Below are 25,799 nucleotides of genomic sequence, written 5' to 3'. Positions count from 1 at the left end.
TTTACTTATTACACTTTTTTATCGATTACGTTTTTCCACTAGCAGCTTCAAGGCTGTACGTTCTTCACCAGCAATTAAAATATCGGCAAACGCCGGCGCGCAAATTAAATCTGTGCCACTTGGCGCTACAAATCCGCGTGCGATGGCCACTGCTTTCACGGCTTGGTTAAGTGCACCTGCCCCAACTGCTTGCATTTCTGCTTGCCCTTTTTCTCTGATTACCGCGACTAATGCACCTGCAACTGAATTTGGATTAGAGCGTGATGATACTTTTAATGAATCCACAATTATTCCTCCCCGTTTCGCGAATAGTGTTTACGCTCAACAACTCATGTCCCCCTTTTTGGACCTCAAGTTATTGTCCGTAGCACATTTTATGCTCCGCAAAACGGAAATAGACTAGTTTCACAAAGAATCCTGTTTCCTCGGTAAAAGCGCTGTAAATCAACATTCTTCGACTTTTTTATCCTTGGAATGGATAATCTTCATTTATATAAATGCGTTCACAGGTTTTAGCCTTCCCTGTTTGATTATCAATCTCTACAAAGAAACCACTCAATACTTCTCGGCCTTTTTTCGGTACTTCAAAACGAGATGGCATATTTGTTTGGAATTTATAAATAACACTTTCCTTCGTCATCCCTAAAATCTCATCATATGGACCTGTCATACCTACATCCGTAATATAAGCTGTTCCATTAGGATAAATGCGTGCATCTGCTGTTTGCACATGTGTATGCGTCCCAACAACTGCAGAAGCCTTTCCATCTAAGTGCCAGCCAAGAGCGATCTTTTCACTAGTTGCCTCCGCATGGAAATCTACAAATACAAGCGGTGATGTTTGACGAGCTTCTTCAATCAATTTTTCTGCCATCGCAAATGGGTCCTCATGAGGTGGTAAAAATACACGACCATGTAAATTAATGACAGATAATGTCACACCATTTTTAGAAATTTGCACCATGCCTTTACCTGGTGCTTCTTCTGAAAAATTTGCTGGACGTATTAAATAATCAGCATCATCAATAAAATCAAATATATCTTTATTATCCCATGTATGATTACCCATCGTAATAACGTCTACACCCATTTGTAGCAGGTCATTATAAATATTATGTGTAATTCCGCGTCCTGCCGCAGCATTTTCACCGTTGGCAATGACAACATCAACATTATATTTCTTTTTTAAGCGAGGTAAATATTTCTCTACTGCATCCCGACCAATTGAACCAACAATATCGCCAATAAATAAAACTTTCATTTTTTCAACCACTCTTTCTTTCCATTACGTCTCTAAAAAACAGACTTTACGTACCTTGAATAACATCATTAATTGTAACGCTAGGTGGAGGATTAAGCAAAATAAAATAAATATCTGGGCATTATATCACTTTGCTCTTTTCACCTTCATGTAAATTAATGTTGAGGATAAAGTAAGCCAATTCATTTTTATGAGCTTTAAAAAAATAAATTGTTGTAGTTTACGGTTCATTAGCTTCACCTTCAATACTTCTGGATACGCTTGTAAAAAGGATTGAAGGGCATTTTTAATGGCCTGTGGTTTAGCTGGGCATTGATGAAGAATAACAAGGAGCCCTTCAAATTGGTAATTTAAAAAGCTATTTTTTACTTTCTCATAAACCTCTCCACTCTGTAATTCCTCAGAAAGCTTTTTATACAACAAATCATAATTATTTCTTACATTGCTCATAGCTCTACTTGTGAGGGAATTTTGATTGCCTACATTATAGTAATAAAGCTGTTTTGGGACATAGCAGATGGATTGATTCTTTATAACAGCTCTCGTTAGAAACACTGTGTCTTCTGCAAAATTCATCGTTTCATCAAATTTTAGTTTATGCAAATCTATAAAGGATTTTTTATATAGTTTACAGCTGGCAAAACCAAAATGCTTTTCGCCTATTTCTGTAAATAATTTATTTAAACAAGCGGTTGCGCTATAAGTAAAGTATGTCTTTGAGGGATAATATAGCTGCCTACTTCCTATTTCCTCCTGCCAAAATAAATCGCATTTAACAATATTGCTACCTGTCAGTCTACAGGCGAGAAATAGTTCTTCCAGCATAGTTAGCTCTAGCCAATCATCCGCATCAACAAAAGTAATATATTGTCCCTTGGCTTGTTCCATCCCTAAATTTCTTGCCTTACTCACACCACCATTGTCAGTATCTAAAACAGTTATTCGAGCATCCACCTGTGCGAAATTTTGTAAAACCGTCAATGATTGATCTTCGCTACCATCATTAATCGTAATAATTTCAATGTCCTTTAAACTTTGATGACAAATACTCGTAAGACATTTGTTCAAATAATTCTCGGCATTATAAACAGGGACAATCACACTTACTAAGACCAAAATTTTGCCCCTCCTTTACGTAATAACTCTATCCACTTTCTTCTGTGCTCTTTTGTCATGCCAATAAAGAAAAGGCTCCCACCAGCCAGAACAGTATAATAACAAATATAAAGGATGATAGAGACCCAAGTAATGGGAGGTTTCGTTAAATCCCATAAAAGCTGACTACAGCAAATAGCCATTATAAATGCTAAAACGAGCCTGCTAATTGTTCGCCAAAAACCCAAAATATCTAAACCAATTTTTTTATAGTAATAAATATTCATGATTACTACATTTCCAATAAATAAAGAACATGCTGTAATAATTGCTGTGCCCATTTTTCCATAAAAATAGATAGCCGGTATGGATACAATGATATTGACGACCGCCACTATCATTAACAAAATGGTTCTAAATTTAAAAAGATTCTTCGCCTTCAACACATTAATACCTAAATTTTGTATGAGATCAATACTGAATGGCACCATAATAATAAGAACAATTGCATAGATGGCCATAAAATCCTTGCCTAACCACAGTAATAAAAATTCTTTTCCAAACAGAAAAAAACCGCCTAGTATATAGCCAACTACTAAAAACTGAATGGCGCCCACTTTAATGAATAATTGGTTAATTTCTAATAAGCCATCTTCTTTTGTGACAAGCATAGAAATACGAGGTAGAAATAAACCGCTTATGGCTAACGCAAGTGACATAAATATGAGCACTATTTGCATAGCTACCGCATAAACTGCCACATCCTCAGTCCCTTTGAATATGCCTAATAGTACTTGATCCGTTTGCCAATAGATTTTATCGACAATGACTGTAATGAAAATGAAAAAAGAATAGATAAAAATTTCCTTTATAAGCTTTATGTTTTTTAAAGTAAATGTAAATCGGATGGATAAGACTTTCATACAATAAACGGCATCCAACACTAAAAAGAGAATATTATAAATAGCAATAATATAGATTAATGTTACCGCATCGGTTCCCTGTAACAGAAAAAACAACATTGTCAAAGGCTGTACAATCACCTGTAGTAATGTTGTTAATTTAATAAAAATAAATTTTTCATATGCTTGTAAGATGGAAGTAAAAACACCTAGTGGAAATTGCACCGCTACACTAATCGTCATGATATAGCCCATTACTTTGGCTTTGGCTAATTGGTCTCCAGATAAGCTTTGTCCAAAAATAATATGTACTTGTGAAAATAGGAAAAAGCCTATCAATAATGTAAGAAAGCCAATACCCATAAATAATTTCAAAAAAAATCCATTTAATGATGCTTCTAATGCCTTATCTGCTATTGCTCTATTTCTAGCAATATAGCGTACAATCGCATTGCCCAACCCTAAATCTAAAATAGAAAGATAGCCAACAAGGACAATCATTAAGGAATATAATCCAAATTCTTCCTGTCCAAGAAGCGAAATCATAAAAGGGGTAAAAAGAAGGGAAGAAATCATCGTGCAACCGATTGTCAGATACGAAAGAATGGCTCCCATCTTAATTTCTTTCATGAGCACACCTTTCTGTTAGTAAGGATTGTCTTTCCTATCAATAATAGCTGGATATAGAGATTGATATTGCGCCACAACATGCTTAATTTCAAAATTTGCTAAAACATGTGCACGACCAAGACTAGCTTTTTGTTCATATTGCTTTGAATCGTAATTTAATGCCCTATTGATGGCCTGCGATAAAGCTATTGCATCTTTGGGTGGTACAACCTCCCCGTAACCCCCAACTAAATATTCACAATCCCCCACATTTGTAGTCACACAGCAAGTGCCACTGGCAAGTGCCTCTACCAACACATTCGGTAGCCCCTCCCCTGAGGAGGATAAAATGAATAGATCTGCTGCTGCCATTAATTGTGGAATATCGTCTCTACTACCTAATAGGAAAGTGAATGGCTCTAATTGCGCGTTCTCAATCATTTGCCGCAATACCTCATTGGAGCCATCTATTTCATAGCCTACTAAAAATATATAAAAATCTTGTCGTTTCTGCCTTAATCGCTTCAAACTTGCCAGCAAATTTTCATAATCCTTTAAAGGGTCCCATCTACCAACATGCAATAAAATAGGTTGGTTCAGGATGTTGAATCGTTCCATATAATATTCGCGCTTTTTACTAGGCTTATAAAAATCAGTATTTACACCATTCACAATAATTCGGTGCTGCTTATTTTTGTACCCAATCGCTTCATGGATTTCTTTCACCTTTGGACCACAAGAAATAATAGCATCTACATGTTTAGACAATTTAGCACAAAGCTTTGCAATAAAAATTGTCCTTCGTTTATTGTCATACTTATTTAAATTACTATGATGGATACCCCAAATTAATTTCTTTTTCAGTAATTTTGAAAGAATGTATCCAAGAAAATTAGCATGATACATCCAAGTTTGAATAATATCACTCTCTCGACATCGTTTATAACATTGAATAAAGGCACTACCCATACTCCTTCGCATATCACATATAGTTACGTTGATGTTTAATTGCTGTTCGATAAACTCACCATAAGTTCCCATCTCTGTTAGACAAATAACCTCTATCTCATATAAGTCCCTATCGACGTTTTGTAAGAGACGATACAGCATCGCTTCTGCTCCACCAAGACCTATCGTAGTGATGATATGAGTAATTTTAATTTTCTTTTGGATAGTCTCATCCTTTGAATTAATTTGCTAGCTAAGTGTAAAGAGCACATAATCTAGTTGCTATTTCTTGTGCATCAAGACCTTTATTTTTAAGACTCTTTCTAATAATTTGCGGATCTATCTTTTCATTATTTTCCGAAATAGCTTGCAGCCAATGATCGACCTCTCCCTGTAGATCTAAATATTGTAGTAATCCAACATTCAGATCGACCTCTTTTGGCAGTGTGGAAGAAACGATGGCTGGTGTACCACAAATTTGAGCTTCTAATAATACAATGCCAAAGCCCTCAAAATGAGAAGGTAAAATAAACTTATCCATGAGCTGAAGGAGCTTAATAATATCCGCACGTGGGCCTAAAAATCGAACACAATCCTCTACGTTTCGTTGCTTGACGAGATGACGAACTTCCTGCTCTAAAGGGCCATCCCCTATCAAAAGTAATTTGAATGGAATTCCTTTTTGCTTTAATGTAGCAGCAAGCTCAATTAAAAACGGATGATTTTTCACAGGTACAAAACGACCAATATGCCCTATGACTAAATCTCCATCTTGAATCCCTAGACCTTCTGCTAAACTCTTTTTCTCCGCTGACGATAAACGCTCTATCTTCTGCATATCGATTGGATTAGCGACAATCTCATAGGATTTTTTATCAAAGCAAAACTCACCCGCTTTTTGACTACACGCTACCAGTCTTGTTGCATTTCCAACACTCAGTCTTTTCAGCAAGGCTAACAGAGCTTTATTGTTCCATTCTTCAGCAACATTCGTATGGCTATGTAATACACGGCATGATACACCAGCCAAACGAGCTGCTAGCATGGTAAAAACTGCACGGTAGCCTGTATGATCATGAACGGCATCATATTGATATTGTTTGATGATCTGGTAAATGTTCCGCATATATGAAAGTGGGCCTTGCTCCGTAATATACGTTTCGTAAAATATTTTCGAACCTTGCTGTAAGAGAATATCATGGTAAGTACCTTTATTAAATGACACAAAATCAAAATGATACAACGATTTATTAACATTCAACCAAGTATCTACGATCATGGTCGTTATACCACCAAAATCAGTGGTGGGGATAATATGCAAAATCTTTTTCACTGTCATTCTCCATTTTATTCCTTTCCATAATACTGCTCGTACGTACTGCCCTTCATTTTATAATTATTCAAGATGACACCTAATATATTGGCCTTGGAAATGGTTAAGATGGATTTTGACTTTACGACAGCTGCTTTTCCTACAGTCCCCGTATTAACAACTAAAAGAGTACCATCACATTTATTCGATAAAATTTGTGCATCCGATAAAAAAAGCAATGGTGGGGCATCAATCATCACAATATCGTATTGTTCTTTCACTTCGTGCAGCAAGAAGGTCATTGTTTCAGAGGCTAATAATTCTGTTGGATTAGGAGGAATAGCACCACTCGAAATAATATCCACACCTTCTACAAAGGTTTCTTGAATCACCTCTTGTAAAGTTGCTTGGCGTGATAACACAGATGATAAGCCAAATATATTATCAAGATAAAATGTATGATGAAGTGTAGGCTTACGCATATCAGCATCAATAATGAGGACACGTTTCCCTTCCTGTGAAAATACAACTCCGATATTCGCGGCATTTGTCGATTTTCCTTCACCAGCGATAGAGGAGGTTACTAGAATAGTTTTGACATCTTGATTGGGTTGTGAAAATTTAATATTCGCGCGAATGGTACGATATTGCTCTGAGGGAATGGACATTATATCAGAAACGGTAATCAGCTTGCGAGCCATTGGGATTCGTTTTGTTTTTCTTTTGAACAGCATTAGGAGGACCCCCTAGCTCTTGATTTTTTACTATGGAGTAATTCTATATTACTGACTACTCCAATCACTGGTAATGATAATATTTCCTCGATATCCTGCTCTGTTTTAATAGTCCTATCAAGCGTTTCTAAAAAATAGGCGAGTACGAGTGCTAAACTGAAACCACTAATAGCTGCTATTAGGAGGTTCAGCAATTTATTTGGTTTCACCGGTACTGGATGTTCACTGGATTGGGCAATAAAGAGAATATTAATATTGTCCACATGCATTAAAACAGGAATTTCCTCTTTAAAAATCTCTGCAATCGTATTGGCTATCTTCACAGCCCTTGCTTCATTCTCATCCTGTACTCGAATATTAACTACTTGGGAATTATTGGCGCTTGAGACCTCAATTTGCTTCATTAAAGTTTCTGGAGATGTATCTAGTGCCAGGACATCGATGACCTTTGTTAAAATAACAGGACTTTTAATAATGACATTGTACGTATTTATTAAACGAAGGTCCGTATCCACATTCTGTGCCCCTATTAGTTGCTGATTCTCGTAGCTTTTTTGATTGACCAATAATTGAGTTTCTGCCTCATAAATAGGCGTTTGAAGAAAATAGCTAATGAACACGGCAATGCCGATCGACAGCATCATCAGTATTAGGATGAGGAACCAGCGCTTTTGCAATACTTTTACTAGACTTTGGATTGTCATTTCTTCATTCACAAAATGGATCCCTCCTAATATAGGCAGATAACGGCAATGCTAATTAAGTATATTAAACAAGCCTAGCGCTTATTCGGTCAATATTGTCTTTTTGCCCGTATCTCTCAAGCTACCACTGACAACAAACGCAAGAATATGGAGCACGTTAAAATAAAGAATTTCAAATGTGGAAACCCCTAGCATCGCAACTATAATTAACGCCATCAAAACGGCAAGCTGGTCATTCATGTGACGATAGCCTTTGGCAATGGCTAGCAAAAAGCAGCAATAGCTAACCAATGCCAGTAAACCTGCCTCCTGTAAAATATTAATCAATGTATTATGAGCATGAGATACTCCTATAGACCATAATGATTCCACACCATGTCCCCAAAATTGAACATGCTCAAAAACATATTGCCAAATTTCAAGACGACCATCTGTTATGTTCGTAGATTTTTTTTCCATTTTCAATACAATACTTTGTATGGCATCTTGCATCCTATCCATTTTCATAAAGGCTATGAATACAACTAAAACGGTGGCCGCAAAAAGAGCACTAAACTTTAGGAATGGCACAAAGGTTTTATTCAAGTTTTTAATACTGGAAACAATCACTACAATCGTCACTAGTGCAGCGGTTAACAATGAAGTACGAGCATTTGAAAGTAGTATAATATATAAGCATATTAAATAAATGGTCGCATAAAAAACAAATAATAAAATTAATTTTGGCTGTTGTCGCTCATGTAAAATTTTCATGGTTAGCTGATATAGCCTTATAAGTACGGCAACCATTAATCCAATCATAGAAAACCCCATTGTATTGGGATTTTCAAATACACCTGCAAAGCCCCCAAACATATAGCGTGCTTGTAGGAAACATAAACAAATAAATGGGACGTAGGCTAGTAAAACACTATTCACAACAATCTGTATAACATGCTCTTTCACAAGATCATTAAAGAAAATAGAAACGGCTAAAAACATGCAAAATAATTGAAGACTATTCTTTAATAAATTCATATCTTGGTTTACCCCAGCTGCAATGACACAAAAAAACGTATACATACTAAAAAAAACACTAGCTTGTACATTGTGAATACTAATTTTTTTATGCTGAAGTATAGAGATTATAATAATGAAAAAGCTAATAATTAAAGATACTTTATGGTAAATGCCATCGACGGGCTGCATAAGGCTCATAAAAATAAGTGCGCTAAACACTAATGTGATAAATAGTTTCATATTATACTCACACTCATTTCTACATAGGAGATTAAAATATAAGCCATCGCTTCTTCACGACAAGATCCTCTAGTTCAAATCGCATGATAGGCTTGTTAGCTAAAACATTTGCATTATTCATGAGGAGCCGCTCAACCATCTCTATTTCATTCTTTTTCTCTAGATATTGGAGTGCCTCTTGGTAGCAGAATTTTCTTGTACTTACATTATGGGTGTCAGAGCCTATCGTATGAATGTAATTTGCTCTTACTAAAGCTAATGATAAACGCTGTACCTCCTTACCAAACAAACCTGTTAAACTACCTGTCGTTATTTGTGTAAACGCACCTTCTTGGATAAGGACATCGAGTCTTTTTGGATTTTCTCTAATGGCAAGATTTCGTTCAGGGTGTGCCAAAATTGGTGTATATCCAGCACATTTTAAATGTCTAATCATCTCTTTCGTATAGGCAGGAATCGTATTTGAAGGAAGTTCTAATAGAATATAGTTAGTGTGGGCTAATGTATGGAGGTGCTTCTGCTGAAGATGTGCCAAAAGCTCATCATTTAAACGAACTTCGTGTCCTGTGTGGAGGGTGATTGGAATTTGGTTTTGTAGCAGTAGCTGTTGTAAATCATGTACTAGCGCTTGAACCTTGCTATATTGGACATGATATTGTGGATGCATAGCATGTGAGGTACAGACAATATCTGTTATCCCCTCACGTGCAGCTTGCTCCAACATGTTTAAGGATTCTGTTTTGTCTTTTGGCCCATCATCCACATCAAATAATATATGGGCATGAAGATCTATCATTTTGATCACAACTTTCCTCTTTAATCCATCTGCAGAAAATCTAGCCTTTTTCTTTTTTATGATGGATGCTCCTCAAACATGACTCTGGCTAAATTAAAAAAGAGGCTCTCTAGATATGAATCTAGAGAAACCTCTAACTTTCAATATTATTTCGCGTACTCAACGGCACGAGTTTCGCGAATGACTGTTACTTTTATATGACCTGGATAATCTAATTCTTCCTCAATACGTTTGCGAATATCACGAGCAAGACGATGAGAAGCTAAATCATCAATTTTTTCAGGTTGTACGATTATTCGGATTTCACGTCCAGCTTGAATTGCATAAGATTTCTCTACGCCATCATAGCTTTCTGAAATTTCCTCTAATTTTTCAAGTCTGCGGATATAGTTTTCAAGTGTTTCACTTCGTGCACCTGGACGAGCTGCTGACAAAGCGTCAGCTGCCGCGACTAATACCGCGATCACAGACGTTGCTTCTGTATCACCATGATGCGAAGCAATACTATTAATAACGACTGGATGTTCTTTGTATTTTGTTGCTAATTCCACGCCAATCTCAACATGGCTACCTTCTACTTCATGGTCAATGGCTTTACCAATATCATGTAATAGGCCTGCGCGACGAGCTAACGCCACATCTTCACCTAATTCAGCTGCCAGTAAACCTGCCAAATGCGCGACTTCAATTGAATGTTTTAGGACGTTTTGTCCATAGCTTGTACGATATTTCATGCGGCCTAAAATTTTCATTAAATCTGGATGTAAGTTATGAATGCCAATTTCAAATGTAGTTTGCTCACCAGTTTCGCGGATTTGTTCGTCCACTTCACGGCGAGATTTTTCCACCATTTCTTCAATACGTGCTGGGTGAATGCGGCCATCCTGTACAAGTTTTTCAAGTGCAAGTCGAGCCGTTTCACGACGGATTGGATCAAAGCCTGATAAAATAACCGCTTCTGGAGTATCATCAATAATTAAATCAATGCCTGTTAACGTTTCCAATGTACGAATATTACGGCCCTCACGACCAATGATTCGACCTTTCATTTCATCATTTGGCAAGTTTACAACAGATACGGTTGTTTCAGCTACATGATCTGCTGCAAATCGTTGTAGTGCCAATGATAAGATTTCACGCGCCTTTTTATCTGAGTCTTCTTTTGCACGTGTTTCAGCTTCCTTTGTCATCACAGCTATATCAGTTGCTAGCTCTTTTTCTACTTCATTTAAGATAATTGATTTTGCTTCTTCTCTAGTTAAAGCAGAAATACGTTCTAGCTCTGTTTTTTGTGATGCAACGAGCTCGTCCACTTTGCTCTCCATCTGTTCAATATGCTGTTGTCTTTCAGCTAGAGCTTGTTCTTTACGCTCTAAGCTTGCTTCTCTCTTATTTAGAGCATCATCCTTGCGATCAAGATTCTCTTCTCTTTGCAATAAACGGTTCTCTTGTTTTTGAAGTTCTAAACGACGTTCACGAATGTCATTTTCGGCTTCAGTACGAAATTTGTGAGTTTCATCTTTGGCTTCAAGTAGTGCTTCTTTCTTTAATGCCTCCGCTTCTCGTTTTCCTTCTTCAACGATTGTTTCAGCGACATGTTTAGCACCAGTGATTTTTGAGTCATTCACTTTTTTCATGTAGATATAGCTAACAGCGGCACCAACGATGAGTCCAAGCAAAGCGGAGATGATAGTAATTCCATCCATATGAACACCTCCTCTTGCTATTTGGGTATTACAGTTTCAGTCGGCGCATACATCTATGTCGCCTTGGCAAATTGCGCAATAATTTGTTAGTCTTCATACAAAACTTGTTTAATTGGCCAAAGGTATTATCTGCATTCAGTAGGCGTTTTGACATCCTTCGAAAAGGACATGTAACTATAAAACTTTTGCTAAATGAAGATAAAATGTACTGCCTATTTAAAGTCATAATTCAGAAATTATACATATTTAATTGTATAGCTAGCCATCAGCTCTGTCAAGGATAGTCGGGCACCTGTTCGCCCTTTGAGAAGAAAAAAAGTAAGTCCTATCCATTCAGTGAATTTTTTCCCTGTTACTTTTATACTAGGAAAAAATTCTCCTTTTACACCTTTTACATTAACCCAGTACATAAGAAATAATTTCTGAGGCATATAGCTTCTATCTTATTATGTGTAAAAATTTTAGATTATAGACAAAAAAAGCATTGTTCCCGTAATAAATTGGGAACAATGCAATCGTTTGATTATTCTTCATCAAGAAGTGACATTAATTCTTCATCCATCTCGTCTTCTTCATGTGCAGCAATTGTATAAGAATTAGCAGCAATACCATAAGAAGATCGAATTTTGTTTGAGATTTCTTCCAAAACAGCAGTGTTTTCTTTTAAATATTGTTTTGCATTTTCTCGTCCTTGACCTAGACGCTCATCGCCATATGCATACCAAGATCCACTTTTTTGCACGATGTCTAATTCTACACCTAAATCAACTGTTTCGCCTTCTTTAGAAATTCCTTCTCCATACATAATATCAACTTCAGCTGTACGGAAAGGCGGCGCTACTTTATTTTTCACAATTTTAATTTTCGTACGGTTACCAACAATATCATTACCTTGCTTAATAGCTTCTGCACGGCGAACTTCTAAACGTACAGAACTGTAGAATTTAAGGGCACGACCACCTGGTGTTGTTTCCGGATTTCCGAACATTACCCCGATTTTTTCACGAATTTGGTTAATGAAAATAGCAATCGTTTTTGATTTGTTAATAGAACCTGAAAGTTTACGTAATGCCTGTGACATTAAGCGGGCTTGTAAGCCGACATGAGAATCACCCATATCCCCTTCAATTTCAGCTTTTGGCACTAAAGCAGCAACGGAGTCAATAACAATGATATCAATTGCACCACTACGAACTAGTGCTTCTGCGATTTCAAGTGCTTGTTCCCCTGTATCTGGCTGTGATAATAATAACTCATCAATGTTGACACCCAATTTTTGAGCATAGATTGGGTCCAATGCATGTTCTGCATCGATAAATGCTGCTTGTCCACCTCTTGCTTGTACTTCAGCAATAGCATGTAAAGCAACTGTTGTTTTACCTGATGATTCAGGACCATATACTTCAATAATACGTCCACGTGGATAGCCACCTACGCCTAATGCCGCGTCAAGTGCTAATGATCCACTTGAGGATGTCGCAATTTCTAAGTCGGTTTTTTCACCGAGTTTCATGATTGAACCTTTACCAAAATTCTTTTCAATTTGTTTTAAAGCCTGTTCTAAGGCTGCTTTACGATCACTCATTCATTTTCCTCCTTCGAAAACTGTTCACTGTTTTTGTCTATCTCTACTATACTTGTTTTTGAGAAAACACGCAAGAAAAAAGCGAACATTTATTCGTTTTTTCTACAAAATAAAAATTTGGATAGTTTTCCTCTACCCAAATTCCTATTTTTCACTCTATTAATATCGTTTTGTATAGCCGCGTTCTTCCAAACGCTGCATTAAATAATGGCATGTAAATTTCACTGCACGGAGTCGATTTGTATTACGCATACCAGATAAATGAAGTAAGTATGTAAGTGGCTCCTCATCATTGATGGCAATACCAATCCAAACCGTTCCTACTGGCTGATGGTCATGTGCTGTAGGCCCTGCTTCTCCTGTTAACCCAATGCCGATATTTGTCCCAAATTGTTTTCGAATTGCACTTGCCATTGCAGCAGCACATTCACCGCTCACAACGCCGTGTGTATCTATTAATTCTTGTGAAATACCAAGATGCTTTACTTTTGCTTCTGCCGCATAGGTCACTACACCACCAATGAGTGCGTTCCCTACCCCTGGAATTTCCGCAAGCTCTGATTGAAACAACCCTGCCGTTAAACTTTCCGCAGCAGAAATAGTTAGATTATTGTCTACTAGCATTTCAACTGTCTTTGAAACAAGTGAGTCATCATCCACACCATATTGATAGTCACCAACAAGGGCTTGTATCTCTGCTACTTTGGCGGCAATAAGTTGTTGGGCTTGCTGTTCGGTTTCTGCTTTAGCTGTTACGCGTAATGTTACCTCACCATCCGACGCAAGTGGAGCGATAGTTGGATTTGTTTGGGCATCTAAAATATCCTGTACCTGGACTTCAAGTTCGGCCTCACCAATCCCATAAAAACGCATCACATGAGAGGCAATGATCCCTCCATCATTAAGCATCGCAGCAAGCTTAGGTTTCGCCTCAAATTGAAACATAGGCTCAAGCTCTTTTGGTGGCCCTGGGAGTAAAATATACGTACGATTATTATTTTTAAAAATCATACCAGGTGCCATTCCGTGATAATTGGCTAATATTTCGCTTCCAGCTAGAATTAAAGCCTGTTTCCGGTTATTCTCCGTCATAGGACGTCCTCGCTTGGCAAAAAACTGCTCAATATATGTTAATGCAACTTCATCAAATTCTAGAGAAACACCGAGATGGCGTGCAATTGTTTCTTTTGTTAAATCATCTTTCGTAGGTCCTAGTCCTCCCGAAAATATAATTAAATCTGCACGAGATTCTGCCACTTCAATAGCTTGTTCTAAACGTTTTGCATTATCACCAACTACTGTATGGTAAAAAACATTAATGCCTAGCTCGGATAACTGGTTCGAGATAAATCTCGCATTCGTATTCGTAATTTGACCTAATAATAGCTCTGAGCCAACCGCAAGAATTTCAGCATTCATGATTCACAAGACCTTTCTTATTTAGACTCAAGTAAAACACGTCGATTAAGGTAGAAGTAATCCCACCCAGACCATAGCGTAAAGAACAATGCTACATATAGCATAATCATATCAAAAGGAATACCAATGAGTATAAAAATTGTGTTGTGTAAAAGAGCCGCAGCGATTGCTACAATTTGTGCCCAAGTTTTAATTTTGCCAAGCTGATTGGCGGCAACGACCTCTCCGCCACCTGCTAAAATAAGGCGTAAACCCGTAACAGCGAATTCACGGCTAATAATAATGATGATCACCCAGGCTGGTGCCATATCAAGCTCTACCATTAAAATGAAAGCTGCTGACACAAGTAATTTATCAGCTAAGGGATCTAAAAATTTCCCAAATGTAGTCACAAGATTATACTTACGTGCATAATAACCATCTACCCAATCAGTTGTCGAAGCTAAAATAAAAATAAGTGCACCTATAAAATGGTGGATTGGCATCTCTGCCCCAAATAGAGTCAATGTTCCCCAGCCAAAATCAAACATCATAACAATGACAAAAAATGGAATAAGTAAGATTCGTGAGATGGTAATTTTATTTGGTATGTTCATTTTTCTAACACCTTTCATGATGAAAGAAAGTAGTCATCACATGATGACTACTGTTCTTTATTGAAATTGATGACGATATTTTGAGTTACAACTTGCTGTGCATACGTGAGAAGCTCGTCATTAATATAGATTTTAGCTTGCGTAGAATTACCAAGACGGATACGAACATAATTTTCAGTCGTCGCGTCGAATTCTACCACTTCACCAGCATTATAAACACGAGTATCCGTTAATAATTCTTGTTGCTGCTGATTACGAATACCAACAAATGTAGGACCTGAAACTTCGATTTTAAGTTTCAATGTATCTGTACCTGTTAACGTGTAAGAAGTTGTTTCTCCATCTGCTTCAACAGTACCTGCGGAAATGGTTTGCTTGATCTCTTCAGTTTGATCAGTTTGATCTTCATCAGTTGGTGTTTCTTCTTTAGAGTCTGTATCTTTTTGGTCATTTTTCAGAGCATCTTTTTCTTCTTTTTCTTTCTTATCTTTGGCACTATCGATAGGCTTGGCATTTGTATCATATTCAATTTCAGGGGATGTTGTGTTGCCCTCGCTTGTCCCTGGACTGTTTTTGGATTGCCATAGCACCCATATTACCACGATGATCACAACAATAAATAACCCAACAATGATTTTTGGCATTGCCTCCATCATTTTATTGGAAGGGCCTTTTGTGACCTTTCTTCTGCTTGGACTATTCGTTATGGATTGACTTACTTGATCATTTGGAGTACTCGGTAGTTCTTTTTTATAAGTCTCTAAAATTTCTTCCGCATTTAAACCAACAGCATCTGCATATTGTTTAATAAAAGCTCGTACATAAAACGAGCCAGGCATAATGGAATAATTGCCCTCTTCAATTCCTACTAAATAACGCTTTTGAATTTTCGTTATTTCTTGTAAATCGTCTAAGCTGTAGCCTTTAGACAGTCTCGCCTCTTTCAGTCGAGTCCCTAATTCTGCCACTAATAACACCTACTTTAACATCAAATTAAAAATTAAATCCACCAAATGAATCGGATTCGGACATATGATTTTTTTCCATTATTTCATAAGTAATTTCTTCATCTGTGTGATGACGTAATTCAATAATATAATCAAAATCCTCTATTTTATATTCGGAATGCTGAACAAACATATCAGGATGCTCTACAACTTTAATGCATGGCATATTCATCATTTCACGCACTAATTGTAGATGTCGCTCATCAGAAGAGCGACGAGTCACAATACCATCTAAAATAAAAATATTATTACGACTAAATTCATCCCCCACTAGTTTATTACGAACGGTTTGTTTTATCATTGTGGATGATAGAAAAATCCACTTTTTATTGGCACAAACACTTGCTGCTACTATAGACTCCGTTTTACCAACGCGTGGCATGCCACGAATACCAATCAGCTTATGTCCCTCTTTTTTAAAGAGTTCGGCCATAAAATCGACTAAAATACCAAGTTCATCTCTTACAAAGTGGAAAGTGTTTTTTTCATCTGCATCTCGAGGAATATAACGACCGTGTCTAATAGCTAAGCGGTCTCGAAGTTTCGGTTGTCGAAATTTGGTCACGTTAATATGTTCCATTGTCGAAACAATTGTACGAAAACGTTCAATTGCCTCATCATTGTCTGTATGCACTAACATACCACGTCGATCCTCATCGACACCATTAATTGAAATAATATTGACACGTAGCATCCCTAAAAGTGAAGCAATATCTCCTAATAATCCAGGGCGATTCACCTGAATCTCATATTCAAAGTACCAATCGCTCAACACACTCGTTCCCTTCCTATTAGTTAACGTAAAAAATCCTTTATAAGTTCCATCATAGCTGATTTTTTATGTAATGGAAAGTTAGAATACATGGAATTACGGCGTTATTTTTAAAAACTTACTAATTTTTTTGAATGCATAGAAATAAGGCTTACATACGTTCCCGTTTTCACTAAAAAATAAATTTTTTATATAGAAAAAAGAGGAGATAAGCTCTCCTCTTTTTTTATTGCACGTGCTTATTTTGGACAAGCTTAACGACACAATTCGCCAAAGCATGCTTTTCATCTTCAGAGGCAACGCCCCATAAATCTGATAGCACTCGCTCTTGCTCGTTTTTAGGATCTACATTTGAAGCTAAATATTCACCAATTTGGACAGCAGCTGCTTGAATCATTTTCTTAGGCATACCACTTGATTCAGCTTGCATAACGTTTTGTCCTAAAAACGATGTCCATTTTTGCCAGTTTTCTAAAATGGTCATATGTTCCTCCTCCTTTACACATGTAGTATGTGTAAAAAAGAATATTATATGTACCAGCCACCATTTAATCGAATGATTTGTCCAGTTACATAATCGGCTTTCCCAGATAAATAAAAGCGAACCATCTCAGCTACGTCTTTTGTTTGCCCAATTGACCCTAAAGGGATATCCTCCAATATATAATTAAGCTCATCTTTACTTAAATGACTGTTCATGGATGTATTAATGAAGCCAGGAGCAATGGCATTTACTCGAATACGAGATAATGCCGCTTCCTTTGCATAGGATTTAACAAATGCATGTTGTGCTCCTTTTACCGTTGCGTACAGCGCCTCACCAGCTGACCCAGCTTCGCCCCATATAGAGCCTATAAATAAAACATAGCTGACATCATGCTGACGAAGCTTTTCAGATAGTAAAGCGGTCAGCCTCATCGGATTTTGAACATGGACTCGCCATAGTGCGTCCATATCTTTTACTGTTGTATCCTCTAGCAGCGAATAATGCGCTTGTCCATTTGCGAAAATAATAGCCTGCACATTAAAAATCTGTGCGGCTACCATTTCTGCTCCTGTTTCAATTGAAAAATCCCCCTGTACAAGCATAAATTCTTGCGCAGGGAAAGTTTTAAAAAGTGTATGACATAAAGTTTCTGCAGCATTTTTATTAGTTGAATAATGTAAATAGATGGACCAGCCTTCTTCTGCTAAGCTATGACAAATAGCGTGACCAATCTCACCTGAAGCACCTAGTACAAGAGCAAACTTTTTCACTAGGCATCCTGCTTACTTGGTAAAATTTTAAACACGGTTTGTTGAGATTCACCTTGTACTGAGGCAAATGCTTTATATAAATCATCAACTGTTAATTCCTCAAGAACCGGGACAACATCAAATAAATTCATGTCATTAAAGGAGTAACGAGTAAATTGATTGGCGATAAACTCAATAGAATTCAAAGCGCGTAAGAAGAAACCAATTTTTTTACGTTTAATACGTTCTAAATCAGCACCTTCAAAGTGTGATTTCCCTTCAAATTTAGCCAATTCTTCTTTTATTGCAGAAGTTAATTTATCAGGCTCTGATGAATCAGAACCGATCATAGCAAATCCAAAACCATTTTCTAATGTAAAATCAAATGCATACGTTTCATCAATTAAACCTTCCTCGTAAACACGTTCATAAAAATTAGATGTACGTCCAAAAATAAGTTCTAGTGCAATTTGAACAGATAGCTCATGCTTTAACATTTCTCGCCCTGACAAATTGGTTTCTTTTGCCTTCAATCCAACATAAACTTTAGGCTTTTGTACATCCATGTTTAATGTCCGTTCATTTATCGCTACCTCTGTTGGTTCTTCATCAAAGAAACGTTGAATGGATACCGGTTCTGAGAACTCCTTTTTTCTTTGATTATCACGAATAAAAGTCATCATTTCCTCAGGGTCCACTGCACCAATCACAAATAATAGCATATTAGATGGGTGATAAAATGTATTGTAGCACGTATATAAATGATCGGCCGTAATGCCATCAATCGATTCAATTGTACCAGCAATATCAATTTTTACTGGGTGATGATGATACATATTTTCAATCGTGCCAAAATATAGGCGCCAATCTGGTTGATCATCATACATGGTAATTTCTTGCCCAATAATTCCTTTTTCTTTGTTGACAGTCGCTTCCGTAAAGTAAGGCTCTTGCACAAAATTCAATAATGTTTCGGTACTTTTGTAAATATTATCAGTTGAAGAGAATAAGTATGCCGTACGCGTAAATGATGTAAAGGCGTTAGCTGAAGCTCCATATTCACTGAACTTTTGGAAGACGTCGCCATCTTCTTTTTCGAACATTTTATGCTCTAAGAAGTGAGCAATTCCATCTGGCACAGTAATGCTTTCTGTTTGACCTATTGGTACAAAAGTGCGATCAATAGAACCGTACTTCGTTGTAAATGTAACAAATGTTTTAGAAAAACCTTTTTTCGGCAAGATATATACATCTAATCCATTTTCAAGCTTTTCATAATAAAGAGTTTCATCTAATTGCTTAAATTCAATTGTTTTCATTGTGCGGCTTGCTCCTTTCCACATAAGAAATAGACCGCTTCAAGCTGCACTTGCTTCGCCATATCCATAACATCTTCCTTCGTCACAGCTTTCCACTTATTAGCCCAAGATTCCACAGAGAATTCCTCTGGTAAATCTTTATATTGATCAAAAATTTCAATTTGTCCACGGGCAGAATCCAAGGACTCTTTTAATTGATTCGTGAGCATTGCTTTTGTTTGTTCTAGCTCTAAATCAGTAATGTTGCCAGATTGCAATGTCGCAAGCTGTTCTTTAATTAGTGATAACGCCTTTTCCTCATTTTTAGCCTCGATACCAGAAACTACAAATACGAGACCATAATGAGAAGCATAGGAGCTAGAAGCATAATAAGCCAAACTTTCTTTTTCACGAACATTCATAAACAATTTAGCGTGTGGATAGCCGCCGAAAATACCATTAAAAATCTGCATTTTAGCAAAGTCCGGACTACCAAATCTTACTGGCGTACTAAAGCCAATGTGAAGCTTCCCTTGCTTCATCTCATGCTGTTCTCGAACATAATCGTTTTGAGGATGTTGTTGCGGAAGAACAGCTGGTACTTCCTCAGGTGTACGATCATTAAATGGTAGCGCTTTTTTTAATTTCGCTACAATTTCCTCTTCATTAATATCCCCAGCAACATAAATATCTATTTTATCGTTAGCTAGCATCGATTGATAAGCCTCAAATAAGGAGGAAGGGGTAATTTTTTGAATTTCCTCAACACTACCATTTGCCGAAATAGATGCTGGTTCGTTTGGTCTTAGGATTTGTTGTAAGCGGAATTGTGCAAAGCGAGATTTATCATCAAAAATAGATTCAATACGTTGTATAACTGTCTTCTTTTCACGTTCCACAATGGATTCCTTAAAAACTCCATTTTCTAAATTTGGCTCAAAAATAGCCGTGTGCAATAAACCAAGCATGTCATTTAACACACTTGTATTTGCTAAATAATGATCATTTACCGTCTCCACATTCATAAGCACTGTATGTTCATTACCTCGTTTAGACGTATCAAAATATAAAACAGTGCCATATAGATCATCTAAGAAGCTTCTGAAAGCAGCAGTTGTTTTATATTTAGCATTACTATGCTGCAGTACATTGGTTAACACAGTACGTTCCGATGCACTTTTAGCTGTTAATGCTCTTCTCCATTTAATTGAAAAATTTACGGTTTTAAATTGGGTCGTTTGTCGGATATGCAAATTGACACCTTTGGCAAAAGGTATAGTTTTAAACATATGAAACCCTCCTATCCTTCTTAATATAACGATGTACTACACATACTATACATGTCTACTGTCTATAATTGCAAAAAGAATCCAAAGTATGTATGGGAAAAATTATAAATTATATGAATTCAACATGAAAAAAAGACTGAGCATATTTCACTCAGTCTTTGATCATGACTTATTTTAACGCTTACCTTTAATATATGGTTGACCACTTGCCTTAGGAGCATTCGCTTTACCAATAAAGCCTGCTAAAGCAAGGATTGTTAATACATACGGTAAGATTTGTAGATAAACGGCTGGAACATTTTCAATGAATGGAATTTGGTTCCCTGCAATACTTAATGTTTGTGCTAAACCGAAGAATAGGGCTGCACCTAGCGCGCCAATTGGATGCCATTTCCCGAAAATCATGGCAGCAATCGCCATGAAACCTTGACCAGCAATTGTCGCATGTGAGAAGTCGTGCGTAATTGTTTGTGCATAGACAGCACCACCAAGTCCACCTAGAGCTCCAGAAATCATAACAGCAATATAACGCATTTTATTGACGTTAATTCCCATTGTATCTGCCGCCATTGGGTGTTCACCTACAGCGCGAAGGCGTAAGCCAAATGGTGTTTTATAAATAATAAACCAAGCACCAAATGCTACCACAAACGCCAGAATAGACGTACTGTAAACATCATGGAACAATAAACGGCCAAAGAATGGAATGTCCTCTAAATAAGGAATACCAAAACGGCGAATCGGTTGGTCAATCATATCTGTTTGACCTTTATCATAAATCATTTTTACTAAGAATACAGTAGCAGCTAAGCCTAATAAGTTAATAGCTACCCCTGATACTGTTTGATCGGCACGGAATGAAATAGAAGCAACGGCATGGAAAAGTGAGAAAATCGCACCAATTACAACAGCCGCTAGCATTGCTACCCAAACAGTTGCCGCACCTAATGATGAAGCAAATTCTAAATTGATAAATATACCAACAAAAGCACCAACAATCATTAAGCCCTCTAGCCCGATGTTGACAACACCAGAGCGTTCAGAGAATACCCCACCGATGGCTGTAAAAATCAAGGGTGTTGCATATAGAATCGCTGAAGGGATGATGAAATATAACATTTCTAAAAAGCTCATGTTATTGTCCCTCCTTTTTCTTGCTCAGCTTCTGTAAGCCTACTCGAATAATATAGCCTGATGCTACGAAGAAGATAATTAACGCGATGATAATCGATACAATTTCTTCCGGTATACCAGCAGCATTTGGCATATTTAAAGCACCATATTTTAATGAACCAAAGAGTGATGCCCCGAATACTACGCCAAGCGGTGTATTTGCACCAAGTAAGGCTACGGCGATACCATCGAAACCAATTCCAGTGAAGCCAGGTTTAATGGATGCGTTTTGGAATGTACCTAGAGCTTCCATCGCTCCGCCAAGACCTGCAAACATACCTGAAATAGTCATGGCTAAAATAATGTTTTTGTTAACGCTCATACCAGCATAATCTGCAGCGTTTTTGTTGAACCCTACAGCTTTCAGCTCATATCCACGCGTTGTTTTTTCTAAAATGAACCACATAACAACAACCATTAATAGTGCAACAATGATCCCATAGTGAAGACTTGAGTTGTCTGTAAGCTCTCTTAAAAACGGAGAACGTAATGAAGCTGATTCATGGATACGTTCTGTTTTAAAGCTACCATCTGACAATTTTTTAATGACCGCGTTTGCAATATATAACGCAGTATAGTTAAGCATAATTGTCGCAATTACTTCATGCACTTTAAATTTCGCTTTTAAGAAACCTGCAATAAAGGCCCAAAATGCACCTGCTGCTGCTGCTGCAAGTAACGCCAAAGGTAAGTGTATAACTTTAGGTAGCTCAAATGCATAACCTACCCAAGCTGCTGCTAACCAACCTAAAATAAGCTGACCTTCAACACCAATATTAAACAGCCCTGTACGGAAGGCGAATGCTACTGCAAGTCCTGCTAATATATATGGTGTAATTTGACGAATTGTGTTCCCTATTGAATATGAATCTCCAAAAATACCTGTCCAAAGAGCGATATAACCTTGTACTGGGTCATAGCCACTGACTATCATGACGATAGCCCCTACAATTAAACCGATAATGATAGAGATGATAGGAACGAGTATATTAATGACACGATTTGACATTAGTCGTTCCCCTCCTTCGCATCATGCTTGTTATTTTTTTTACTTTGACCTGCCATTAATAATCCAAGCTCTTGTTCTGTTGTTTCTTTAGGATTTAATTCGTCCACAATTTGACCATCATAAATAACGGCAATGCGATCCGATACATTCATAACCTCATCTAATTCAAAGGAAATTAACAGAACAGCTTTCCCTTTATCACGTTGCTCAATAAGACGCGAGTGAATAAATTCAATCGCCCCTACGTCAAGACCTCGTGTTGGTAGAGCGGCAATTAATAAATCTGGATTACGATCAATTTCACGACCAATAATAGCCTTTTGTTGGTTACCACCAGATAATGCACGAGCAGGTGTCATTTCACCATTACCTGTACGTACGTCGTATTCTTTAATAATTTGATTGGCTTTCTCCGACACTTTTTTATAGTCCATTACAAAGCCTTTAGCTATAGGAGATTGGTAATACGTTTGTAGCGCAATATTATGACCAATCGGGAAATCTAGTACTAAACCATGCTTATGACGGTCTTGCGGAATATGCCCAACGCCTTCTTCTGTTATACTACGAGGCTTCAAATTTGTAATATTTTTACCATTCAGTTCAACAGTACCACTTTTAATTTTACGAAGACCTGTAATCGCCTCGATCAATTCTGATTGACCATTTCCATCTATACCTGCTATACCGACGATTTCACCCTTGCGAACCTTTAAGTTCAGACCTTTTACCTTATCAATATTACGGTAATCCGTTACGACTAAGTCATGGATAGCAAGTACTTCATCAGTTGGATTCGCATCCGTTTTTTCTGTTTTAAATTCAACTTGTCGGCCAACCATCATTTCAGCTAGCTGATCAGGATTTGTGTCAGCGGTTACAACAGTGCCAATTCCTTCACCTTTACGGATAATTGTTACACGATCGGACACTTCCATAATTTCTTTTAGCTTGTGGGTAATCAAAATAATAGATTTCCCCTCAGCAATAAGACGACGCATAATTTGAATTAATTCCGTAATCTCTTGTGGTGTTAAAGAGGCTGTTGGTTCATCAAAAATTAAAATTTCTGCACCACGGTATAATGTTTTTAATATTTCAACACGTTGTTGCATACCAACAGTGATATCTTCAATTTTGGCATTAGGATCTACATCCAAGCCATATTTCTCAGAAAGGGCTTGTACTTTTTTAGATGCATCTTTTATATTGACAATACCCATTTTAGTTGGCTCGGAGCCTAAAATAATATTTTCTGTTACTGTAAAATTCTCTACCAACATAAAGTGCTGATGCACCATACCAATCCCTAAATCATTGGCAACATTTGGGTTTGTAATTTTTACAGCATTCCCACGAACGCGAATTTCGCCACCCTCTGGTTGATACAAACCAAAAAGGACGTTCATCAAAGTCGATTTACCCGCACCATTCTCTCCAAGCAATGCATGGATTTCGCCTTGTTTCAGTTGGAGGGTGATATTATTATTCGCCACGAAATTACCGAATTCTTTCCGGATTCCTAGCATTTCAATCACATATTCCAATATTGTCACTCCCTTAATAGGCACTTTTATAAAGTAATTTCGCCTTAGCGTTTAGTATCTGCCTCTACTATGACTGATGGCACAGATTAGCAATACATCCAGTATTCGAAATGTACATAAACTAGATGACCGTTAGAGCTTTTTTGCTACAGTTCTCTAATTCTTTAGACCGCTTTCGTTACCAAAGGCTATCTTTTATTTACTGATATAATCCCACCTATAGAGGTAGGTGTTTTGCTAAATTAATACAGGAAAGGTCATCGTTAGAAACCTTTCTTCTATTAACTTGTTACCATCATTATCAAAATCTTAATACTACCTCTAAAAGGTTCATATAAATCTAGTTAAATAGAGAATTGCGAATAATCTAAATATAACGATAGATTGAAAAATCATCATAAGGTCCTTCTTAAAAGTCCCTTATGATGATCAAAAGATGAATTATTTTTCCACTTTTTCTGGAACTTCGATTTCACCCTTAGCAATTTTTTCTTTATATTCATCGATTACTTTTTGTACATCTTCTGGAATTGCACCGCGAGAATCCGCAAGTTTAACTCCATCTTCAGCTAAACCATAAACAAGTGTTTCTCCACCAGGGAAGTCACCTTTTTTCGCTCTGTTTGAAATATCTACTACTGCTGTGTTAACTCCTTTTAACATAGAAGTTAAAGTTACGTTTGTTTTATCGTCTACTTTACCTTCTTCGTATTGGTCAGCATCTACACCGATAACCCATACATCTGCATTCGGATCTTTTGCTTTACGTTCTTTTGCTTCAGAGAATACACCATTACCAGTTGCACCAGCAGCGTGGAAGATGACATCTACACCTGAAGAGTACATGCTGTTAGCAGTGATTTTTCCTAGATCTGCTTTATCAAATGCACCTGTGTATTTTACTTGGATGTCGATATCTGGATTTACTGCTTTAGCGCCTTCAACAAAACCAGCGTGGAAGCGGTTAATAACTGGAATATCTACGCCACCTACGAAGCCGATTTTACCTGATTTAGACATTTTAGCTGCAGCAACACCAGCTAAGAAAGCACCTTCTTGCTCTTTGAACAGTACGTTTACTACGTTGTCTGCTTTCACTTCAGCATCAATCAACGCAAAGTGATTGTCTGGATTTTCAGCTGCTACTGCATCGATTGCATCAGCCATCATGAAACCGATACCATAAACTAAGTTAAAGTCACGACGCACTAAGTTGTTTAAGTTTGTTTCATAGTCAGCATCTGAAGCTGATTGTAGGTAGTCGAAACCACCATCACCTTTTTTAAGACCGTGTTCTTTTCCGTAAGCTTGAACACCTTCCCATGCAGATTGGTTGAATGATTTGTCATCAACGCCACCTACGTCAGTAACCATTGCTACTGAAAATGATTCTTCTGATGTTTCTCCACCTGAAGTGTTATCATTTTCTTTTGCAGGCTTTTCGTCTTTTGTACCACAAGCACCTAAAATTGCACTTGCCGCTAATACTGATGTTAATACTAAACCAAATTTACGTTTTTTCATTTAATTAACCCCCCAAAGGTATTGTAATTAGCAGGAAA

The 25,799-nt window shown here is 37.2% G+C and carries 24 protein-coding genes; all 24 read right to left on the bottom strand.

Features of this window, described 5'->3' with window-relative positions; translation table 11 throughout:
- Positions 1-18 precede the first annotated feature (18 nt).
- Complete coding sequence (locus AC1Q6O_RS04160; RefSeq protein WP_008178903.1) at positions 19-285, bottom strand: stage V sporulation protein S; 267 nt, start codon at positions 283-285, stop codon at positions 19-21.
- A gap of 178 nt (positions 286-463) precedes the next feature.
- Positions 464-1,261: a TIGR00282 family metallophosphoesterase gene (locus AC1Q6O_RS04155; RefSeq protein WP_008178904.1), complete on the bottom strand. Its 798-nt coding sequence runs from the start codon at positions 1,259-1,261 to the stop codon at positions 464-466.
- A gap of 126 nt (positions 1,262-1,387) precedes the next feature.
- Positions 1,388-2,377, bottom strand: coding sequence for a glycosyltransferase family 2 protein (locus AC1Q6O_RS04150; protein ID WP_008178905.1), 990 nt, complete (start codon positions 2,375-2,377; stop codon positions 1,388-1,390).
- Positions 2,368-3,888 carry an oligosaccharide flippase family protein gene (locus AC1Q6O_RS04145; RefSeq protein ID WP_089985373.1) on the bottom strand — a complete coding sequence of 507 codons (1,521 nt, stop codon included), beginning with the start codon at positions 3,886-3,888 and terminating at the stop codon, positions 2,368-2,370. The genes AC1Q6O_RS04150 and AC1Q6O_RS04145 overlap by 10 nt, the downstream gene beginning before the upstream one ends.
- Before the next feature lie 15 nt (positions 3,889-3,903).
- Complete coding sequence (locus tag AC1Q6O_RS04140) at positions 3,904-5,001, bottom strand: glycosyltransferase (protein WP_255250333.1); 1,098 nt, start codon at positions 4,999-5,001, stop codon at positions 3,904-3,906.
- Between the two features lie 67 nt (positions 5,002-5,068).
- Positions 5,069-6,154 carry a glycosyltransferase gene (locus AC1Q6O_RS04135; protein WP_089985371.1) on the bottom strand — a complete coding sequence of 362 codons (1,086 nt, stop codon included), beginning with the start codon at positions 6,152-6,154 and terminating at the stop codon, positions 5,069-5,071.
- An 8-nt stretch (positions 6,155-6,162) separates the two neighbouring features.
- Positions 6,163-6,861, bottom strand: a complete 699-nt coding sequence (locus AC1Q6O_RS04130) for a CpsD/CapB family tyrosine-protein kinase (protein WP_008178910.1) — start codon at positions 6,859-6,861, stop codon at positions 6,163-6,165.
- Positions 6,861-7,577 carry a YveK family protein gene (locus AC1Q6O_RS04125; protein ID WP_008178912.1) on the bottom strand — a complete coding sequence of 239 codons (717 nt, stop codon included), beginning with the start codon at positions 7,575-7,577 and terminating at the stop codon, positions 6,861-6,863. The genes AC1Q6O_RS04130 and AC1Q6O_RS04125 overlap by 1 nt, the downstream gene beginning before the upstream one ends.
- A gap of 69 nt (positions 7,578-7,646) precedes the next feature.
- On the bottom strand, positions 7,647-8,804 hold the full coding sequence (locus AC1Q6O_RS04120) for an O-antigen ligase family protein (protein WP_089985369.1): 1,158 nt from the start codon (positions 8,802-8,804) through the stop codon (positions 7,647-7,649).
- Between the two features lie 31 nt (positions 8,805-8,835).
- A complete protein-coding gene (locus tag AC1Q6O_RS04115) occupies positions 8,836-9,600 on the bottom strand; it encodes a tyrosine-protein phosphatase (protein WP_008178916.1) in 765 nt (254 codons plus the stop codon).
- A 146-nt stretch (positions 9,601-9,746) separates the two neighbouring features.
- Complete coding sequence (gene rny, locus AC1Q6O_RS04110) at positions 9,747-11,306, bottom strand: ribonuclease Y (RefSeq protein WP_008178918.1); 1,560 nt, start codon at positions 11,304-11,306, stop codon at positions 9,747-9,749.
- Between the two features lie 523 nt (positions 11,307-11,829).
- A complete protein-coding gene (recA, locus tag AC1Q6O_RS04105; protein ID WP_008178923.1) occupies positions 11,830-12,891 on the bottom strand; it encodes a recombinase RecA in 1,062 nt (353 codons plus the stop codon).
- 159 nt (positions 12,892-13,050) lie between these two features.
- Positions 13,051-14,310 (bottom strand): competence/damage-inducible protein A, encoded by a 1,260-nt coding sequence (locus AC1Q6O_RS04100; protein ID WP_089985368.1) that lies wholly within the window; start codon positions 14,308-14,310, stop codon positions 13,051-13,053.
- A gap of 17 nt (positions 14,311-14,327) precedes the next feature.
- Entirely contained in the window at positions 14,328-14,906 is a 579-nt protein-coding gene (gene pgsA / locus AC1Q6O_RS04095) for a CDP-diacylglycerol--glycerol-3-phosphate 3-phosphatidyltransferase (RefSeq protein ID WP_008178927.1), read from the bottom strand.
- A gap of 47 nt (positions 14,907-14,953) precedes the next feature.
- Positions 14,954-15,883 (bottom strand): helix-turn-helix domain-containing protein, encoded by a 930-nt coding sequence (locus AC1Q6O_RS04090; RefSeq protein ID WP_008178929.1) that lies wholly within the window; start codon positions 15,881-15,883, stop codon positions 14,954-14,956.
- Positions 15,884-15,899: 16 nt separating this feature from the next.
- Positions 15,900-16,685, bottom strand: a complete 786-nt coding sequence (locus AC1Q6O_RS04085; RefSeq protein ID WP_008178931.1) for a DUF3388 domain-containing protein — start codon at positions 16,683-16,685, stop codon at positions 15,900-15,902.
- 226 nt (positions 16,686-16,911) lie between these two features.
- A complete protein-coding gene (locus AC1Q6O_RS04080; RefSeq protein ID WP_008178933.1) occupies positions 16,912-17,169 on the bottom strand; it encodes a DUF3243 domain-containing protein in 258 nt (85 codons plus the stop codon).
- A 44-nt stretch (positions 17,170-17,213) separates the two neighbouring features.
- On the bottom strand, positions 17,214-17,942 hold the full coding sequence (gene ymfI / locus AC1Q6O_RS04075; RefSeq protein WP_089985366.1) for an elongation factor P 5-aminopentanone reductase: 729 nt from the start codon (positions 17,940-17,942) through the stop codon (positions 17,214-17,216).
- The gene (yfmH, locus tag AC1Q6O_RS04070) at positions 17,942-19,240 is read right to left on the bottom strand and encodes an EF-P 5-aminopentanol modification-associated protein YfmH (RefSeq protein WP_089985365.1); all 1,299 of its coding nucleotides are present in this window, start codon (positions 19,238-19,240) and stop codon (positions 17,942-17,944) included. The genes ymfI and yfmH overlap by 1 nt, the downstream gene beginning before the upstream one ends.
- Positions 19,237-20,508 (bottom strand): EF-P 5-aminopentanol modification-associated protein YfmF, encoded by a 1,272-nt coding sequence (gene yfmF / locus AC1Q6O_RS04065; protein ID WP_008178938.1) that lies wholly within the window; start codon positions 20,506-20,508, stop codon positions 19,237-19,239. The genes yfmH and yfmF overlap by 4 nt, the downstream gene beginning before the upstream one ends.
- Before the next feature lie 174 nt (positions 20,509-20,682).
- Positions 20,683-21,642, bottom strand: a complete 960-nt coding sequence (locus tag AC1Q6O_RS04060) for an ABC transporter permease (protein WP_008178940.1) — start codon at positions 21,640-21,642, stop codon at positions 20,683-20,685.
- Position 21,643: 1 nt separating this feature from the next.
- On the bottom strand, positions 21,644-22,690 hold the full coding sequence (locus AC1Q6O_RS04055; protein WP_008178943.1) for an ABC transporter permease: 1,047 nt from the start codon (positions 22,688-22,690) through the stop codon (positions 21,644-21,646).
- Positions 22,690-24,237 (bottom strand): ABC transporter ATP-binding protein, encoded by a 1,548-nt coding sequence (locus AC1Q6O_RS04050; RefSeq protein WP_043990541.1) that lies wholly within the window; start codon positions 24,235-24,237, stop codon positions 22,690-22,692. The genes AC1Q6O_RS04055 and AC1Q6O_RS04050 overlap by 1 nt, the downstream gene beginning before the upstream one ends.
- A 441-nt stretch (positions 24,238-24,678) precedes the next feature.
- Complete coding sequence (locus AC1Q6O_RS04045) at positions 24,679-25,761, bottom strand: BMP family lipoprotein (protein WP_312145795.1); 1,083 nt, start codon at positions 25,759-25,761, stop codon at positions 24,679-24,681.
- Positions 25,762-25,799: the final 38 nt, after the last annotated feature.

The organism is Lysinibacillus sp. GW823-FHT06C08, assembly GCF_058795135.1.
Note: the sequence above shows the minus strand (reverse complement) of the source record. Positions and strands in the feature narration are given on the sequence as shown.